The sequence below is a fragment of the Synechococcus sp. H60.3 genome, assembly GCF_047462295.1.
GTDB lineage: Bacteria > Cyanobacteriota > Cyanobacteriia > Thermostichales > Thermostichaceae > Thermostichus.
In genome coordinates this window covers 1-17,719 of the sequence record NZ_JANSIY010000040.1, presented here as the reverse complement: position 1 = coordinate 17,719, position 17,719 = coordinate 1, and the positions used below count along the sequence as shown (strand labels likewise).

Here is a 17,719-nt window from a genome sequence, read left to right as displayed (position 1 = left end):
GAACCCACTGGTTGAGGGAGCGTTTGAGCCAGGGGAAGATCACCCCCAAGCCGAAGGCCAACGCCACTGGGATCCAGTCGATCCCGCTCGTCCGCTCCCAGCCCAGCAGGTAGAGGCCACCCAGGCAAAGGCCCAAGCCAAAAAGCAGCACCCGCATGGTGGGATAGTCTTGCCGGTAGCTGGAGGCGCGGCTCCAAGCTCCCTCCGGCCTGCTCAGGGTCAACGGCTCAACCACAAAGCTTTCACTCCACTCCGGCGCTGCTTCAGTTTGACCACGGCACCAGAGGTAGACGTTGACTTTGCGCAACCCCTGCAGCAGTGAGGCCTCGACAGCGCTGCGCACCACCTCCATCACCTGCAGCGTGTCCACCACATCGCCGGGCAGCCGTTCCAGCAGCACATTCAGCACCTGACCCTTCAGCTCGGCGCGGCCAAACAGCCGCAGATCGGCTAGCTTGTAGTCGAGGATTTGGTTTAAGGTCTTGAGCTGGTGGCGCATGGATCCCGGCACCCAGCCGTTTTAAGGTTGTCCATAGCTCTGCTAAACCAGTTTAGCGGTTGGGAAGAGGCAGGGGAAAAGCGGGATCCAAGGCCGTCAAACGCGCGTGCGAATGCACTGGCGAATGCGGAGGTTAGATTGCTCCAGATCGGCGAACCCGCTCAGGAGGGTGCCTTGACTGTCCAAAAGCAGCAAGGCGGCCTGGCGGCGAAAATCGATCCCGGGCAGCACCTCGGCAGCCACCTCCTGCAGTTTTTGGATGGCTGATCCCTCGAAATCGACCGAGACATAGACAAACGGAGAAACCAAGCGGGGATCCGTCGGCACGCTGTCTCGAATGGCCTGCAAAACCAAATTGCGCACCAGCAGCAGCCCCCTGCCGTCTATCAGCACGATCTGGCGCAGGCGGGGATTTTGCCCAAACTCCAGGGCCAAACTTTTGGAGAGGGCCTCCGCTTGGGAGCGAGTTTGGCTGTTGGTCAAGATCAGCACCTGCAGGCCGTCGTACTGACTTAAGTCGAGCCGATCCCCAGCAATGCTTTCCAGCTGCAGGGTAAGAGGGGCGTTGGGGTTGCCGTTGCTGGGGCAGTTGCCGGCTTGAGCTGGAGCCAACGGGCCCGCGGAGAGGAGAGCAAAGGTAGCAACCCCCAAAGCGACCAGTCTTTTTGGAAAGCCAAGCGGGCAGCAATTAGGTGGGGCCCCGCAACTAAGCAAAACTCGTTTCATAGCAGCAAGTTCTGGGGTGAGCTGGCCAAATCTTAACCAGTCTTCATCTTTAGCTTTGGCGCTCTAGAGTACCTTTTGGGCTTCCCAAGCCTGTTGGGTTGCCAGCCAGGCTGCGCCCATAATGGAAAGCAGTTTCTCGTTGGCGGCAGATATGACTTCTGGCTCCTTGTTGGATGGCCTCAATCCTTCTCAACGCCAAGCGGTGCAACACTTTTGCGGCCCCTTGCTGGTGGTGGCGGGGGCAGGTTCCGGCAAGACGCGCACCCTTACCCACCGCATCGCCTACCTCATCCGCCACTATCGGGTGGATCCGGAGGAGATTTTGGCTGTTACCTTCACCAACAAGGCCGCCCGCGAAATGAAAGAGCGCATCGAGCAGCTTTTTGCCGAGCAGGAGGCCCAGGAGCAGTTTGGGATCCCACTTGCGCAACTGGAGCCGGCCCAAGCAACGCGCTTGAAGTCCAGCGTTTACCGCCGCTGGATTAAGCCCCTCTGGATCGGCACGTTCCACAGCCTATTTGCCCAAGTCTTGCGCCTGGAGATTGAAAAGTACCAGGATCCCAAGGGACGCAAGTGGACTCGTGACTTCTCAATTTTCGATGAGTCGGACGCCCAATCCCTGGTTAAAGAGATTGTAACTAAGCAACTCAATTTAGATGAGCGCCAGTTCGATCCAAGATCGGTGCGGTACGCCATCAGCAAGGCCAAAAACCAGGGTTGGACTCCCGCCGATCTGGAGCGACACCAGCCCAACTTCCGGGGCCGCATCCTGGCTCAGGTTTACGAGCTCTACGAAGATCAACTGGCGGCCAATAACGCCCTCGACTTCGACAACTTAATTTGGATCCCGGTACAGCTGTTTCGCCAAAATGAGCAGGTCTTGGCTTACTGGCACCAGCGCTTCCGGCACATTCTGGTGGACGAGTACCAAGACACCAACCGCACCCAGTATGAGCTGATCCGGCTGCTGGTCACCAACGGCGAGACCCGCAGATCTCAGTTGGATTGGAAAAACCGGTCGATCTTTGTCGTGGGAGATGCAGATCAAAGCATCTATCGCTTTCGTGGGGCAGACTTCACCATTTTGCTGGAGTTTCAAGAGACCTTTGGCGATGGCCTCCCAGATGACGATACCCGCACCCTGATCAAGCTGGAGGAAAACTATCGCTCTACAGCTACTATTTTGCAGGCAGCTAACGTCCTCATTGAGAAAAACACCGAGCGCATTGATAAAGTTCTCCGGCCAACTCGCCCCTTGGGCAATCCCATCGTTTGCTACCAGGCGGAGGACGAGATCGCTGAGGCTGAGTTTGTAGTCAACACCATCCGCAGGTTACACAGCCAAAATCCCAACTTTTCCTGGGGAGATTTTGCCATTCTCTACCGCACCAATGCCCAGTCTCGCCCCTTTGAAGAGGTTCTGCTGCGCTGGGGGATCCCTTACACCGTGGTGGGCGGGCCGCGATTTTACGATCGCAAAGAGATTAAGGATGTGCTGGCCTATTTGCGGGCTGTGCTCAACCCTGCTGACTCTTTTAGCCTGCTGCGCATTATCAATGTGCCGCGGCGGGGTATCGGCAAATCGACTCTGGACAAGCTAACCGAAGCGGCGGCTGCCTTAAATGTGCCCCTGTGGACTCTCCTCAGCGACGAGGCTGCTGTAACCAACTTGGTGGGGCGTTCCGCCAAGCCGGTCATCCAGTTTGTCCGGTTCATCGAACATTGGCACAAACAAGTGGCTCAGGTTTCTGCTGCCACTCTTTTGGAAGCATTGCTGCGGGATTCTGGCTATCTGGCAGATCTCAAGGCCCAGGGAGAGGCTGAGGAAAGAGTCGCCAACGTAATGGAGCTCTACAACGCCGCCCGTCAATTTGAAGAAGAACAGGAGGAGCCCAGCCTTGAGGCTTTCTTGAGCAATGTATCTTTGGCTTCGGATTTGGACAACCTTCAGGAGGGAGCTGAGAAAGTTTCGTTGATGACGTTGCACGCTTCCAAAGGGCTGGAGTTCCCGGTCGTATTTTTGGTGGGGGTAGAGCAGGGACTATTTCCCAATTTTCGGGCTTTGGAGGATCCCGCTGCTTTGGAAGAAGAACGGCGCCTCTGCTACGTGGGCATCACCCGCGCCCGTGAGCAATTGTTTATCTGCCACGCCAGCGAACGGCGGCTCTACGGCAACCGCGAATCTGCCATCCCCTCTCTATTTTTGAGTGAGCTGCCCCAAGAGCTGATCCAATGGGAGAGAGGCAGGGGGCTTTCGTTCTCCGCGGACAACATGGCTGCGGCCACGCCCAAGGCCAAGACCGCTCGCCGTCAGGGCCCCCAGCAGTGGGCGGTGGGAGATCGCCTGCAACACCCCAAATTTGGCCAGGGGCAAATTACTCACATCTTTGGTAGTGGCGACCAGGTTACCTTGGCCGTGAAATTTCCCGCCGTTGGCCGAAAAATTTTGGATCCCCGCATCGCGCCCATTCAAAAGCTCAGCTAGCTAGCTGGACTCAAAGGGGCTGTAGATGCCGGGTGGGCAGTCCAAAAAGAGAGGATTACTGCAAGTCTAGGAACCGCTCGCGGGAACGACGGACTTGCTGACCTGGCATGACACCTGAAGGGGGAACTTTGCGGCTGCTTGCGCCAGGGAGATGGCTCAGGGCCGTGGGGCAACCGTTTTCTGACTAGGAAGGATGCTAGTCTGGTGAAGCAGAAACTTTGGGCAGTGGCAGCTCCCGCCTGGCAGGGCTTAGCGGCAGAGGATGTCCCTGCCAGGAGCATCTTGGCAAGAGAAGCATGTAGTGGGCGGGCGCTTTTCCTTGAGGGGGGGGCAGGGCTAAGATAGCGGGAAAGGTTTCGTTACCCGTCGGCCCATGACCCTTGCCTCTGAGACCGAATCCTCGCAGCAAGCTCCGTCAACGCCTGAGCCTGCTCGGGTGCCAGATCCGGAGTTTCCCTACGAGGTCGAGATGACCTTGATGGAGCATCTGGAGGAGTTGCGCAGCCGCCTCTTGGCCAGTGTAATTGCGGTGGCCTTATGTATCGTCGCCTGTTTTCTGGTGGTGAACCGCATCGTCGCCCTGCTGGAGGTGCCTGCTCAAGGGGTGACCTTCTTGCAACTGGCGCCGGGCGAGTATTTTTTCGTCTCTATGAAGGTGGCGGCCTATTCGGGGCTGCTCTTGGCCACGCCCTTTGTGCTTTACCAAATTGCCCGCTTTGTCTTGCCGGGGCTGAGCGTGAAGGAGCGCAGGCTGCTGGGGCCGGTGGTGTTGGGATCCAGCCTTTTGTTTGTGGCTGGCTTGGTCTTCGCCTATTACCTCCTCATTCCGGCGGCGCTCAACTTCTTCATTCGCTATGGCGAAGGGGTGGTGGATCAGGCCTGGTCCATCGACCGCTACTTTGAGTTTGTGCTGCTGCTGATGTTCAGCACTGGCTTGGCCTTTCAGGTGCCGATTTTGCAGGCGCTGCTGGGAGCCTTGGGTCTGGTAACTGCTGAGCAGATGTTCAAGGGTTGGCGCTATGTTGTCCTGGGTTCGGTGGTGGCGGGAGCCGTTCTCACCCCTTCGACGGATCCCCTCACCCAAAGTCTCTTGGCTGGCGCCGTGACGTTCCTGTACTTGTTCGGCATTCTGCTGGTGAAGCTACTTGGCAAATGACCCACGGCTGTAGGTGCTAGTTCTGGCCTCTGGATTTTCCGAGCCAAGGGTAGAGGTACTGCTTTCCGAGAGCTCTGAGCCGGGGGGCAAGGGCTGTCTGCGGGAAAAAGGAGCCTGGATATCTTTGCTTCTGACCATGGTGGCGGTGGTTTGGCTGGGATCCGCCCTGGCCTACGGGAGTACCCTCCGCGCCATCATCTCTGACCACCTGCTGAGCTGCTGCTTTTGTCTGATTGTATGATTTTTGGCTTGAAAACAACTCTTTATCCGGCCAGCACTTACGATCCCTCCTATCCGGTTGGCAGCTACTGGGACAGCACGATCGCGGATCCCAGTTGGCGATATCCGGCGCCTTTGCAAGGCTCGGTTGAGGCCGAGGTGGCTATCCTGGGGGGAGGATTGACGGGGCTGTCGACGGCCCTGCACCTGGCCCGCGATCACGGTATCTCGGCCTGTCTGCTGGAGGCGGGATCCCTCGGCTGGGGGGCCTCGGGGCGCAACGGCGGTTTCTGCGGCGTGGGGGCGAGCTACCTTACCCACACCCAGATGGTACGGCGGATAGGCCTGGCAGAGACGGAGCGCTACTACCGGGATCAGCGGCAGGCAGTAGAAACCGTCCAAGAGCTGGCTACTACCGAGGGCTTTTCCCTAGATGCCCAGGGTCAAGGTTGGTACGCGGTGGCCCACCGCCCCAGCGCTTGGCGGGAATTGGAGGCCGAGTACCAAATCTACACCCAGGTGGCCGGCTACCCGGCCCAGCTCCTCAGTCCCAAGGAGCTGCGAGAACGGGGCTTCGATAGCCAAGAGAACCATGGCGCTCTGCACATCGGAGTGGGGTTTGGCCTCAACCCCCTCAAGCTTATCCAAGGGCTGGCCCAAGCGGCCCACAGGTGGGGAGCGCAACTGCACAGCGCCAGCCCGGTCATCGCCTGGGAAAAGGTGGGATCCCAGCACCTTTGCCACACGCCGAGGGGAACGGTGCGGGCGCGGCACCTGGTTATCGCCACCAATGGCTACACTCCAGGGGCTCTGTATCCCCAACTGGCGGGATCCCTCCTGCCGGTGCTTTCCAACATTCTGGTCACCCGGCCTCTGACGCCTGCGGAGCGAAGGGCTCAGGGCTGGTGGGATCCGACGCCAATCTACGACACACGACGGCTGCTGTTCTACTACCGTCTCCTGCCGGACGGGCGCCTGCTGTTTGGGGGGCGGGGCGGCACCCGCAATACTCCGGCAGAACGACAGCGCCTGCAGGCTTGGATGACTCGGCAGCTTTACCGTCTCTTTCCCGCCTGGGAGGGGGTGGAGATCGAGTACGCTTGGAACGGCCTGGTCTGCCTTTCGCGGCAGCTTCACCCCCATATCAGTTCTTCGCCGACGGATCCCAGCTTGTGGTATGGCCTGGCCTACCATGGCAGCGGCGTGGCCACAGCGGTGTGGGCGGGCAAAATCCTAGCCCAGGAGGTGGCCGGCGTCCGACCCCAGATTAGCGCCCTCTTTCGCCAGCCGCCGCGCGTTTTCCCTTTCCCCTGGCTGCGGCTTCACTACCTGCGGCTGGGGTATCTTTGGTGGCAGTTGACGGATGGGTAGCTCCTCCAAGTGTGCGGGGGATCCCTCTGTTCGGTGGAGCAGTCCTGCCTTAGCCTAGTCATAGTTTGGCCAGAGAAATGTTGCCTGTCGTCGCTCCTGAGGTACCCCGTGCTGTTCCCGTCTTGCCGTCGGCCTGCCCCGGATCCCTCTTCTCTTGCAGCCCGTCGCCGCCAGCGGCTCTCGCCAGCAGGGCAGCGGCTAGGATTGGCACTGCTGCTTGGCTTGCCCACTATGTTTTGGCCTTGGCCCGGATTTGCCCAGATTGCCGGATCCCTGCTCAGCCCTTTGGTGGCCGCCTGGATTCGCTCTGAGGTGCAGCAGGTCGACAACTTGCAGGTGCAGATCGCCGGTTCCGACGCCCAGATTTTGAACGGCCAGATCCCCCAGGCCCAGGTGTCGGGAGACAACCTTATCTATCAGGGATTCCAGGTCAGCCACCTGCGGCTGCAGGGCCAGGATATTCGCCTCAATGTAGGGGAAGCCATCCAAGGACGTAGCCCCCTGCAACTGTTGGCGCCCGTGCCGGTGCAGGTGAGCTTGCGCCTCACCGAAGACGATCTTAACCGCACCCTTCAGGCTCCCCTCATCCAGTCTCAACTGGCCCAGGCACAGGTGCAACTGCCCTTTGGAGGTCAAGCGGTGCCCTTCTTGATCCGCCAGCCCCAGGTCACCTTGGAGCAAAATCGGCTGCGCATCCAGGCCCAATTGGTGACTCCCGAGGGGGTGGAGGTGCCGGTTACGGTGCTAACCGGGCTACAGGCCCAGGGCCCCAACCAGTTGCGGCTGGTCAATCCCCTGTGGGTGAGCGAAGGGCAGGAGATCCCCATCCCCGGCCTGGCGGATTTTCCCATTCAGTTGGATCCAGGCGTGCGCATCGATCGCCTGGAGTTGCAGCCCGGCCAAATCCTCTACGAGGGAATGTTGGTCATCTACCCGGAAGCGGCGGCAGTGCCGCAGGGGTAGCCGGCTGTTGCCGGAGCTCAACCCCTTGAGCTCGCCTTTGGGCGGTGCCGGCGGGCTCTGCTGTGGCCAAGTTGTGATCGGGATCAAACCCAAGGCTGAGGCTGCTGGGCGAGAATCCCTCTAGCCGCTGCCAAGCGGACGCGGAGGGGTGGTGTATTGAGGTGAGTTCATGGTTTGGGGATCGCCGCCGCTACAACCCAGCGTTAGGCCCCTGCTCCTAGGGACTCTGCCGCTAATCCTGTCGCTGGTGTTGCTGGGGGGATGTTCCAGCGACGCATTCTCCACGGTGCCCCTAGATGGCACGGCTGCCGGCACACGCACGGCTACACCCCCAGGGCGAACTTTCTCCGATATTCCACCCGGCCGGGATCCCCACTTGAAGCACCTTTGGGCCAGCTTTGTGATCACATCTGAGCAGTTGCAATCCGCCCGCAAGGCTCCCATCGCTCTCCACCCGCAGGCTCTCCTTCCCTGCACCGACTGCGAGAGCTTGGCAGAGCAGCCGGGATCCCCGCTCCCCACCCCCTCCTCCCCCGCCGTGGGCACCTATCGGCCTGACCAGCTCACGCTCTCTTTCCGAGTTGAGCCCCACAAGACCTTTACCCGCCTCAGCGGCAGCTTTCACCTGGATACCACCACGCCTCTGATTCACCCTGGCGAGGGGGTGCGCCTAGCCGTCCAAAAAGCCTTCTTAGGGGAAGAGGCTCTCGAGCCGCTGCCGCCCCCTCAGGACTTCTATGCCCGCCAGATTACTCAAGGTCGGTTCGAGGAGCGCACGTGGAGTTTCCCTTTCTCCCTACCGGAGGCCGACGCCCCTGCCCCCTCACCGTCTCTGCGGCTGCAGGTTGTCCTCACCTCCCCCATCCCGCCCGATTCTGCCCCTTTTCAGCGGGGCAGGCCGCTGCCGCCCCCCACGGGCCGGCTGTATCATGGGGTCATTTGGTCGGGCATGCCAACTTGGGAGCAGCTCTTGTCCTATCGCCAGGCCATCGGCCAGCCCCCTGCCTGGGCAGCGGTGGAGCACCTCTGGGATCCGCGGCAGGATTTTCCCCAGCCCCTGGCCAATCGGCTGCGGGAGAGCGGCTCCGTTCCCTACCTGCGCCTGCGGCTGCAGCCGGCCCACCTCTCTTCCCTGGCTGCGGGCGAACAGGATGAGACCTTGCGCTCTTGGGCCCGGGGCATCCAGCGCTTTGCTACCCCGATTATCCTGGCCATAGCTGCTGGGGACGGGGATACCGAGCTGCAACGACGGGCCTACCGTCACCTGATACAAACCCTGCGCTCTGATGCCAATTTGCTCTGGGTTCTAGAGCTGGAGGGAGCGGATAACGAGGCAGCGTCTGCCTGGGCCGCCTTGCCAGGGGTGGACTGGCTGAGCCTGGAGGTGAAGGGGGATCCTGAGGCTTTTGAAGCATTCTACCGTCGCCTTGTGGCCTTTAACCCCCAGTTGCCCCTGATTCTCAGCGGCCTGCCCCCCGACGCAGAAGCTGCCCAGTCCTTTTTGGAAGGCTTGGAAGCCCGGCGGTGGCCCCAGGTGATTGGCTGGAGCTGGGCCCTGGGTCCGCAGGGGATCCCGCCCGCGGCGGCGACAAACTGGCAGCAGCGTTTGCACCAAGGGGATCCCCCCCTCTGGCTGGGAGAAATGCGGGTGCAGCCCCTGCCCAGCCCTTCGCCCTCAGCCAAGCCCTGAGAAAAGATGGAGCAGCGCCTCGGCTGGAAAAACCCTCCCAAAACAGTCGATAATAGGCCAACCCACTGCTTTTTCTTTCGGTCTTCCCAGAATTGTGGCCCTGACCTACTCACCGCCGTCGCGCTTTGCCCAAGCCATCCAGCGGGGGGAATTTCTGCTCACGGCTGAGATCACCCCCCCCAAGGGATCCGACACCAGCACCTTGCTGTCTCTTGCCCAGCAGCTCAAGGGTCGGGTGCATGCCATCAACGTCACGGACTCCAACCGCGCCATGGCCCGCATGAGCCCCCTGGCCGCCTCACTGCTGTTGCATCAGGCGGGCATTGAGCCCATCCTGCAACTGGCCTGTCGGGATCGCAACCGCTTGGCTCTGCAAGGAGATCTGTTGGGAGCTTCCGCCCTCGGCCTGCGCAACGTGTTGGCCCTCACCGGGGATCCCATCCACATCGGCGATTGTCCCGACGCCCGCCCGGTCTTTGACCTGGAATCGGTGCGCCTGCTGCAGCTTATCCAACGCCTCAACAACGGCCTCGACTGCAACGGCAAGCCCCTCCCCGACGGCGGCACCTGCCTGTTCCCCGGAGCAGCGGTAGAACCCCAGTCCGGCAGCTTTTCCGGCCTGGAGCGGCGCTTCCACCGCAAGCTGGAGAACGGAGCCCAGTTTTTCCAAAGCCAGATGGTGACCGACTTCGAGCAACTGGAGCGTTTCATGGACAAGCTGGGCCGCCCCGCCGGCAAGCCTATCCTGGCGGGCATCTTCCTGCTCAAATCCGCCAAAAACGCCCTTTTCATCAACCGCAACTTGCCGGGGGTGCAGATCCCGGACGCCATCATCCAGCGGCTGGCCGATGCCCCCGATCCCCTGGCAGAAGGGATCCGCATTGCTGCCGAACAGGTGCGCCAGGCTCGCCAGATCTGTCACGGCGTACACCTCATGGCCGTCAAGGCCGAACACCTCATCCCGCACATCCTGGACGAGGCTGGGATCCCGCCCCTAAGCAGCTAGCTCAACACCTGCTCCAAGCCATAGACCAGCCCCTTGAGCTGCAGCACCTTGCGAATGCCCAGGATCACTCCCGGCATGAAAGCCACCCGATCCGTGATGTCGTGTCTCAAGGTCAACGTCTGCCCCATGCCGCCGAAGATCACCTCCTGGTGGGCGACTAGCCCCGGCAGGCGAACGCTGTGGATGGGGATATTGGGGCCGGGGATCCCTCCCCGCGAGCCGGGGAGCAGCTCCTTTTCTTCCACCTCGGGCGGGTTAAAGGCTTTGCCCAGTTGTCCCAGCCGTTGCGCTGTCTGTAGAGCCGTGCCGCTGGGGGCATCGGCTTTGCGGTTGTGGTGCAGCTCGACAATCTCCACGTGATCGAAATATTGGGCCGCCTGCAGAGCCATCTGCTGCAGCAGGATCATGCCGATGGCAAAGTTGGGCGCGATTAGACAGCCCACACCGGACTTGTCTGCCAGATCCCGCAGCCGCTCCACCTGCTCCGACGTCAGGCCCGTCGTCCCCACCACCGGCCGCACCCCAAAAGCAATGGCCGAGCGGACATTTTCATACACGGAGCGCGGATGGGTGAAGTCCACCATAACACCTCGGGTACTCCGCTGCGACAGCCGCAGCAACTGACCTGCCAGATCCTCGGTAATCTCTACTCCCAGGGATCCCAGGCCCAACACCTCACCAATGTCCGCGCCCAACTGGGAACGGGCCACCGCCCCCACCAACTTCATGTCGGGGGTTTGGGCCACCGCCCGCACCACCTCCCGCCCCATCTTGCCCAAAGCTCCCACCACCAAGACCGGGATGGGCTCAGGAGCCGCCGTCCCCTCACCAATGGCGGCGCCCTCTTCTCGTCCTTCTTGCTCGACCGCTGTTGTCACCACCTGCCCCCTTGCCTCACCTAGCGCTGGATCCCCAAGCGGAGCCTCACAATTTCACCTCGATGTCTACCCCTGCCGGCAGATCCAGCTTCATCAAAGCATCGATGGTTTTGGAAGAGGGGGAGTAGATGTCGATAATGCGGCGGTGGGTGCGAACTTCAAAATGTTCCCGCGAATCCTTATCCGTGTGGGGGGAACGCAGCACACAGTAGAGGCGACGCCGCGTCGGCAAAGGGATCGGGCCAACCGGCACAGCCTCCGTACGGCGGGCTGTGTCCACAATTTTGTCGCAGGAAGTATCCAGCAGCCGATGGTCGTAGGCCTTTAGGCGGATCCGAATTTTCTGTTGCGTCAAGGTAGCCATAGTCAGAGAGAAGGTAGGGTGTACTCAAAAAAATGGCAGGGATCGAGCTTGCCTGGAGTGACCAGCGCCCAATCCCTGCCAGGAGAAAGCCGCTTACTTCAGGATCTTAGAGACCACACCGGCCCCTACGGTACGACCGCCCTCGCGAATGGCAAAGCGCATCCCTTGCTCGATGGCGATGGGCTGGATCAGCTCTACCGTCATCCTGACACGGTCGCCGGGCATCACCATCTCCGGCTTAGAGCCGTCGTCAGCCGTGAAGGAAGTGATGGTGCCGGTGACGTCGGTGGTACGCACGTAGAACTGAGGACGATAGCCAGCGAAGAAGGGAGTGTGACGTCCGCCCTCTTCCTTCTTGAGGACGTAAACCTCCGACTCGAACTGGGTGTGAGGAGTAATGGTCTTGGGCTTGGCCAGCACCATACCCCGCTCCACCTCGTTCTTCTGAATACCCCGCAGCAGCACGCCGACGTTGTCGCCAGCAATCCCCTCGTCCAGGGTCTTCTGGAACATCTCTAGACCGGTAACGGTGGTGGAACGGGTTTCTCGCAATCCCACCAGCTCCACGGTTTCGCCAACTTTGATGCGGCCCCGCTCGATCCGGCCCGTCGCCACCGTACCGCGACCGGTGATCGAGAAGACATCTTCCACCGCCATCAGGAAGGGCTTGTCTACATCCCGCTCCGGCGTCGGAATGTAGGAGTCCACCGCATCCATCAGCTCGTAGATCTTGTCCACCCAGGGATCCTCACCCCGCTGGGTTTTGGGGTTGGCCTGCATCCTTTCCAGAGCCTTGAGAGCGGATCCCCTGACAATTGGGATTTCGTCGCCGGGGAAGTCGTACTTGGAGAGAAGCTCCCGCACCTCCAGCTCCACCAGCTCCAGCAGCTCCTCGTCGTCCACCATGTCCACCTTGTTGAGGAAGACCACCAAGCTGGGTACCCCCACCTGACGGGCCAACAGGATGTGCTCCCGCGTCTGCGGCATTGGCCCATCGGCCGCCGAGACCACCAGGATGGCCCCGTCCATCTGGGCCGCGCCCGTGATCATGTTTTTCACGTAGTCAGCGTGGCCGGGGCAGTCCACGTGGGCGTAGTGACGCTTCTCCGTCTGGTACTCCACGTGGGCAGTATTGATGGTAATACCGCGGGCTCTCTCCTCTGGCGCCGCGTCGATCTCGTCATACCGCTTGGCTGTGGCCTGACCCAAAGCAGCCAAGGTCATAGTAATGGCGGCGGTCAACGTCGTCTTACCGTGGTCGACGTGGCCAATGGTGCCAACGTTGACGTGCGGCTTGGTACGTTCAAACTTAGCGCGTGCCATGAATCGTCACTTCCTTTTAATTTCAGTTGGTTACTCCACTTCCTTTGCTTTTGGCGATGATGGCTTCGGCAATACTGCGAGGAACTTCCTCGTAGTGGCTGAACTCCATCGTAAAGATGCCCCGCCCTTGGGTTTTGGAGCGGATGTCGGTGGCATATCCAAACATCTCCGCCAAGGGAACCTTGGCATTGACCTTGGAGATGCCACCCTCTGTACTCATCCCCTCCATCTGGCCGCGACGGGCGTTGATGTCTCCAATAACATCCCCGACAAAGGCTTCGGGAACTTCCACCTCCACCTTCATCATTGGCTCCAGCAGGACGGGGTTGGCTCTGCGAGCAGCCTCCTTCAGCGCCATCGAGCCGGCGATCTTGAAGGCCATTTCGCTGGAGTCCACCTCGTGGTAGGAGCCGTCCACCAGGGTGACGCGAATATCGATCAGAGGATAGCCAGCCAAGACCCCGGACTCGCAGGCTTCGCGGATCCCTTGCTCGGCAGGCGGAATGTACTCTTTGGGGATGACACCACCCACAATTTTGGAGACAAACTCGAACCCCGTACCCGGTTCTGCTGGCTCCAGGTCGATGACCACATGGCCGTACTGGCCGCGGCCGCCAGTCTGGCGGATGAACTTTCCTTCCACGCGGCTAACTGGCTTGCGGATGGTTTCGCGGTAGGCCACTTGGGGGTTGCCCACGTTAGCTTCTACGTTGAACTCCCGCAGCATCCGATCCACCAGAATCTCCAGGTGGAGCTCGCCCATGCCGGAGATGATGGTTTGGTTGGTCTCTGGATCCACCGAGACGCGGAAGGTGGGATCCTCCTTGGCCAGGGCCTGCAGCGCTTTGGAGAGTTTGTCGATATCAGCCTTGGTCTTGGGCTCGACGGCCACCGAGATCACCGGCTCGGGGATATATAGGGACTCCAGGATTACCGGCGCGTTTTCGTCGCAGAGGGTGTCTCCGGTGGTGGTATCTTTCAGGCCCAACACAGCTCCCAGATCGCCTGCTCGCAGCTCATCTACATCTAGACGCTCGTCCGCTTTGAGCACCACCAGGCGAGAGATGCGCTCTTTTTTGTTTTTGGTGGAGTTGAGCACATAGGTGCCCTTGGTTAGCACCCCAGAGTAAACGCGGATAAAGGTGAGGTCTCCGTACTTGTCGCTCATCAGCTTGAAGGCCAGAGCGGAGAAGGGCTCGTCGTCGCTGGCCTTGCGCGACACCTCCGACCCGTCCGGCAGTACCCCCTTGATGGCGGGAATATCGATGGGAGAAGGGAGGTAGTCCACCACCGCGTCCAGCAGCATCTGCACACCCTTGTTCTTGAAGGCAGAGCCGCACAGCAGGGGCACAATTTGGCCGCTGATGGTGCCTTTGCGCAGACCAGCCATGAGGTCGGCTTCGCTCAGATCCTCCTCGGCAAAGTATTTCTCCATTAGGGCCTCGTCGGTCTCGGCCACCGCTTCCACCAGCTTGGCCCGGTATTCCGTCACCAGATCCTTCATCTCTTCGGGGATAGGGGCAGGGCGAATGTCCTTGCCGATCTCATCCATGTAGATATTGGCCTGCAGGCGCACCAGATCGACGATGCCGCGAAACTCGTCTTCGGCCCCGATGGGCAGTTGGATGGGCACGGCGTTGGCTTTGAGGCGCTCCCGAATCTGGTTATAAACCTTAAGGAAATTGGCCCCCATGCGATCCATCTTGTTGACGAAGGCGATGCGAGGCACGTTGTAGCGGTTGGCCTGCCGCCAGACGGTTTCCGACTGCGGCTGCACGCCCCCCACCGAGTCGAAGACGGCGATTACCCCGTCCAGCACCCGCATTGATCGCTCCACCTCGATGGTGAAGTCCACGTGCCCTGGCGTATCGATGATGTTGATGGTGTATTCCGGCGCGCCAGCGAGAGGTTGGGAGGGGTTTTTGGGATCCCGCTTGGTCCAACGGGTGGTGATGGCCGCGGCCGTGATGGTGATGCCCCGCTCCCGTTCCTGAGCCATCCAGTCGGTTACCGTGGTTCCCTCATGAACCTCGCCAATCTTGTGCACCAGACCGGAATAGAAGAGGATCCGCTCTGTGGTCGTGGTCTTGCCGGCATCGATGTGGGCCGCGATACCAATATTTCGAACTCGTTCCAGGGGAACTGTGCGTGCCACGTCAACCTCCCAATCCTCGTCGCCCTGCGACTCGGGCAAACTAAAAAAACCTTTACAATTCTAGTCTTTTTTTGCCCCTTCTCCTCTAGATCCAGCCCAGATCTCAGCAGATGGGAAGGGATCCCAGCAACATCCTCCTTCGCTCGGCCAGCAGGGCTCAGTAGCGGTAGTGGGCAAAGGCTTTGTTGGCCTCGGCCATGCGATGGACTTCTTCTCGCCGGCGGATGGCGTTGCCGGTTTCGTTGGCCGCATCCATAATCTCATTGGCTAACTTGGCAGACATGGTGCGCCCTGGACGGGTGCGGGAAAAGGTGACTAGCCAGCGCAGCGCCAACGAGGTTCCTCGCTCTGCTCTTACCTCCACAGGCACCTGATAGGTAGCGCCACCCACCCGCCGCGCTTTCACCTCCACCAAGGGGGTAGCGTTGCGAACAGCACTTTCCAGTACAGGTAGCGGATCCTGACCGGTGCGCTCTCGCACAATCTCTAGGGCGTCGTAGAGGATCCTGGCGGCAAGAGAAGCCTTGCCCCTCATCATCAACTTGCGGATCAGCATGGTAACCAAACGGCTCCCGTACTTGGGATCCGGGGGTACGTCACGACGAGGGGCACGGTTGCGGCGAGACATAGGAGCTGTGGAACTTGCTTAGAAGCTGAAGGCAGGATACAAAGGCTGACGTTTAGAGGAAGCTATTATTTCTTCTTGCCAGTGGCGGCCGGCGCTTGGCCAGGCTTGGGCCGTTTTGCCCCGTATTTGGAGCGGCCTTGCTTGCGGTCTTTCACTCCTGCGGCGTCGAGCGTGCCCCGAATAATGTGATAGCGCACGCCAGGCAAGTCCTTGACCCGCCCGCCGCGAATCATAACCACCGAGTGCTCTTGTAGGTTGTGGCCAATGCCGGGGATGTAAGCAGTAACTTCAAAGCCAGAGGTGAGGCGAACCCGTGCCACCTTCCGCAAAGCCGAGTTGGGCTTCTTGGGCGTTGTCGTGTACACTCGGGTGCAAACTCCCCGCCGCTGCGGACATCCTTTCAGGGCAGGTGCCTTGGTCTTGCGAGTGGCAGCCTTGCGCTCTTCGCGAATGAGTTGCTGAATGGTGGGCATGGGTTGGCTACAAGGGCTAGTCTTGATGATTCAGCAGTACCTAATCCTAGCAAGCAGGGATCCCGCCGTCAACTTTGTCAGCTCTCTAGCCCTCCCCTTGCGGCTAGACTGAGGCTAGCCGTGGAACTTGGCCATGGAGTGGCTGGATTGGTGGATTGCGCTTCCCTGTCCGCTCTGCCAGCGCCCCGCTAGGGGTGTGTTTTGTCGAGATTGCCAGAGGCGGTTGCAGGCGGAGCGGCTCGACTCTTGGCCGGTCACCACTTCGCCTTGGCCGCTTTATGCTTGGGGGATCCACCGGGGAGCGCTGCGCAGGGCTCTCTATTGCCTGAAATATGAAGGACAGCGGCGCATAGGCACGGTTTTGGGGGAATGGCTGGGATCCCGTTGGCTCGAAAGCCGGCAACCCTCTTCAGGCTCTCGTAGGGCCTACGGCTCGGACTATACGGTCGTCCCCATCCCGCTGCATGCGGAGCGCCTGCGGCAACGGGGCTACAATCAGGCGGCCCTGATCAGCCAAGCCTTTTGTGAGCGGACGGGTCTAAGACATTTACCTGAAGCTTTGGTGCGGGTGCGGGCCACGGCGGCCCAATATGAGCTCAACCCGCTGCAACGCCAGCAAAATCTGGCAGGCGCCTTTGCCCTCCAGCACGCTCCCGCCACCCCAGTTCTGTTGGTGGATGACATCTACACCACCGGCTCCACCGTTCAAGCGGCGCAGCAGGTCTTGGTTGCCGCTGGGATCCCGGTGGCCGGGGTGATTGTTGTGGCCAAAGCGCAGCCGGCTGCCCACCACCCCACCCTGCCCTGGGAGCTCCGACGGCGTGGCCAGGCCTGACTATTGGGCCTGTTGCGCGGCTGCCTGTCGGGGATCCACGTTGAGGAACACGGTGGCATCCCCCTCGACGCGAATGATGCGCAGAGGTGGCAGTGAGTCCGCCGGGTTTTGGATGCGCTCCTGCAGCTTTTCGTAAAACAGCAGATCCGCCAGTTGCGCGTTTTCCGCTGCCGCCTGTCCCTTTAGCTCGATGGCCCGCTGGTTGGCTGCCGCTAGGATCAACAGCCGCTCGGTTTCTTTTTGTTGAATTTGCGCCCGCACCGCTGCTGTTTGTGCCGTAATCGAGGCCACCTGTTTGCGTTCAATGGAATCTCGCAGGGCTTGTGGAAAATCGGGGTTGCCCAGAAAGAGGCCCTCTACCTGGATCAGGGGCAGGGCTTGGCCATCGCGGTTGACGGTGGGCATCTCTTGGCGGATCAAGTCCAGGGCCCGCTGCTCGATGGCTGTGCGTTGGCTTTTGCGGTAAAAATCTTCGGAATCGAAAGAAGCAGAGATATCGCGGATCTTGGAGCGCACTACCGGCACCACCACTGTCACAAGATAGTTCTCGCCGATGGTGGCGTGCAGCTCGTCCAAAGTGGCAAGGTTGGGCCTGAGGGCAATGGCCACATCGACGGCAAAAGCCTGCCCGTCAGCAGTGTTTACCGTGATGGCATTGCTGATGGCATTGGCCGAGTTGGGGTTGTTGGTAAACTCCCAAACGCGGGTGAGCACGCTGTAGGTGATTGGCGTCTCGATCCCCGGGATCCGGAACATCACTCCCGGCAATTCTACCCGCCCCTTTTGCAACCCAGAAAAGGTATTAAACACCACCGTGGCATGGCCGGGCAAAGTGACATACACGCAGGCGCGGAGCATCCCCAAAGCTGCCAAGAGGGCAATCCCGCCCAAAGTTAGCCAACCAACTTTACTCTGGTGTGCTTCTTCTGTTGAATACATAGTGGCTGA

At 60.4% G+C, this 17,719-nt stretch carries 17 protein-coding genes; 8 read left to right on the top strand and 9 right to left on the bottom strand.

Annotation, left to right across the window (positions count from 1 at the left end; translation table 11 throughout):
* Both NW841_RS06150 and NW841_RS06145 read right to left on the bottom strand, forming a co-directional pair.
* Window positions 1-511, bottom strand: a 511-nt coding sequence (locus NW841_RS06150; RefSeq protein WP_414385832.1) for a hypothetical protein, incomplete at its 3' end; no start/stop codon positions are given.
* Window positions 512-595: 84 nt separating this feature from the next.
* Complete coding sequence (locus tag NW841_RS06145) at window positions 596-1,111, bottom strand: hypothetical protein (protein ID WP_414385830.1); 516 nt, start codon at window positions 1,109-1,111, stop codon at window positions 596-598.
* Between the two features lie 235 nt (window positions 1,112-1,346).
* On the opposite strand from NW841_RS06145, the gene pcrA reads away from it, so the two are divergent.
* The 7 genes from pcrA to NW841_RS06110 all read left to right on the top strand — a co-directional run bounded on the left by pcrA (window position 1,347) and on the right by NW841_RS06110 (window position 10,115).
* Window positions 1,347-3,710 carry a DNA helicase PcrA gene (gene pcrA, locus NW841_RS06140; protein ID WP_414385828.1) on the top strand — a complete coding sequence of 788 codons (2,364 nt, stop codon included), beginning with the start codon at window positions 1,347-1,349 and terminating at the stop codon, window positions 3,708-3,710.
* A gap of 373 nt (window positions 3,711-4,083) precedes the next feature.
* Entirely contained in the window at window positions 4,084-4,866 is a 783-nt protein-coding gene (gene tatC, locus NW841_RS06135) for a twin-arginine translocase subunit TatC (protein ID WP_414363854.1), read from the top strand.
* 13 nt (window positions 4,867-4,879) lie between these two features.
* Complete coding sequence (locus NW841_RS06130; RefSeq protein ID WP_414385827.1) at window positions 4,880-5,107, top strand: hypothetical protein; 228 nt, start codon at window positions 4,880-4,882, stop codon at window positions 5,105-5,107.
* An 8-nt stretch (window positions 5,108-5,115) separates the two neighbouring features.
* Window positions 5,116-6,456, top strand: coding sequence for an NAD(P)/FAD-dependent oxidoreductase (locus NW841_RS06125; RefSeq protein WP_414385825.1), 1,341 nt, complete (start codon window positions 5,116-5,118; stop codon window positions 6,454-6,456).
* 108 nt (window positions 6,457-6,564) lie between these two features.
* Window positions 6,565-7,419, top strand: a complete 855-nt coding sequence (locus NW841_RS06120) for a DUF2993 domain-containing protein (protein ID WP_414385824.1) — start codon at window positions 6,565-6,567, stop codon at window positions 7,417-7,419.
* A gap of 169 nt (window positions 7,420-7,588) precedes the next feature.
* Window positions 7,589-9,109, top strand: coding sequence for a hypothetical protein (locus NW841_RS06115; protein ID WP_414385822.1), 1,521 nt, complete (start codon window positions 7,589-7,591; stop codon window positions 9,107-9,109).
* Between the two features lie 94 nt (window positions 9,110-9,203).
* On the top strand, window positions 9,204-10,115 hold the full coding sequence (locus tag NW841_RS06110; RefSeq protein ID WP_414385821.1) for a methylenetetrahydrofolate reductase: 912 nt from the start codon (window positions 9,204-9,206) through the stop codon (window positions 10,113-10,115).
* On the opposite strand, the gene dapB is transcribed toward NW841_RS06110, so the two are convergent.
* The 6 genes from dapB to rpsL form a co-directional block, all read right to left on the bottom strand.
* Window positions 10,112-10,948 carry a 4-hydroxy-tetrahydrodipicolinate reductase gene (gene dapB, locus NW841_RS06105; RefSeq protein ID WP_414363875.1) on the bottom strand — a complete coding sequence of 279 codons (837 nt, stop codon included), beginning with the start codon at window positions 10,946-10,948 and terminating at the stop codon, window positions 10,112-10,114. The two genes, NW841_RS06110 and dapB, sit on opposite strands and share 4 nt — an antisense overlap.
* 91 nt (window positions 10,949-11,039) lie before the next feature.
* Entirely contained in the window at window positions 11,040-11,357 is a 318-nt protein-coding gene (rpsJ, locus tag NW841_RS06100; RefSeq protein ID WP_011430161.1) for a 30S ribosomal protein S10, read from the bottom strand.
* Between the two features lie 93 nt (window positions 11,358-11,450).
* Window positions 11,451-12,680, bottom strand: coding sequence for an elongation factor Tu (gene tuf, locus NW841_RS06095; protein ID WP_414363849.1), 1,230 nt, complete (start codon window positions 12,678-12,680; stop codon window positions 11,451-11,453).
* Window positions 12,681-12,702: 22 nt separating this feature from the next.
* Window positions 12,703-14,835, bottom strand: a complete 2,133-nt coding sequence (fusA, locus tag NW841_RS06090; protein WP_414385819.1) for an elongation factor G — start codon at window positions 14,833-14,835, stop codon at window positions 12,703-12,705.
* 157 nt (window positions 14,836-14,992) lie between these two features.
* Complete coding sequence (gene rpsG, locus NW841_RS06085) at window positions 14,993-15,463, bottom strand: 30S ribosomal protein S7 (RefSeq protein ID WP_414363847.1); 471 nt, start codon at window positions 15,461-15,463, stop codon at window positions 14,993-14,995.
* Between the two features lie 65 nt (window positions 15,464-15,528).
* Window positions 15,529-15,936 (bottom strand): 30S ribosomal protein S12, encoded by a 408-nt coding sequence (rpsL, locus tag NW841_RS06080; RefSeq protein ID WP_414363846.1) that lies wholly within the window; start codon window positions 15,934-15,936, stop codon window positions 15,529-15,531.
* A gap of 196 nt (window positions 15,937-16,132) precedes the next feature.
* Here rpsL and NW841_RS06075 point away from each other — a divergent pair, with 196 nt between their 5' ends.
* A complete protein-coding gene (locus tag NW841_RS06075) occupies window positions 16,133-16,771 on the top strand; it encodes a ComF family protein (RefSeq protein WP_414385817.1) in 639 nt (212 codons plus the stop codon).
* Here the strand turns inward: NW841_RS06075 and NW841_RS06070 are convergent.
* Window positions 16,772-17,719, bottom strand: a 948-nt coding sequence (locus tag NW841_RS06070) for a prohibitin family protein (RefSeq protein WP_414385816.1), incomplete at its 5' end; no start/stop codon positions are given.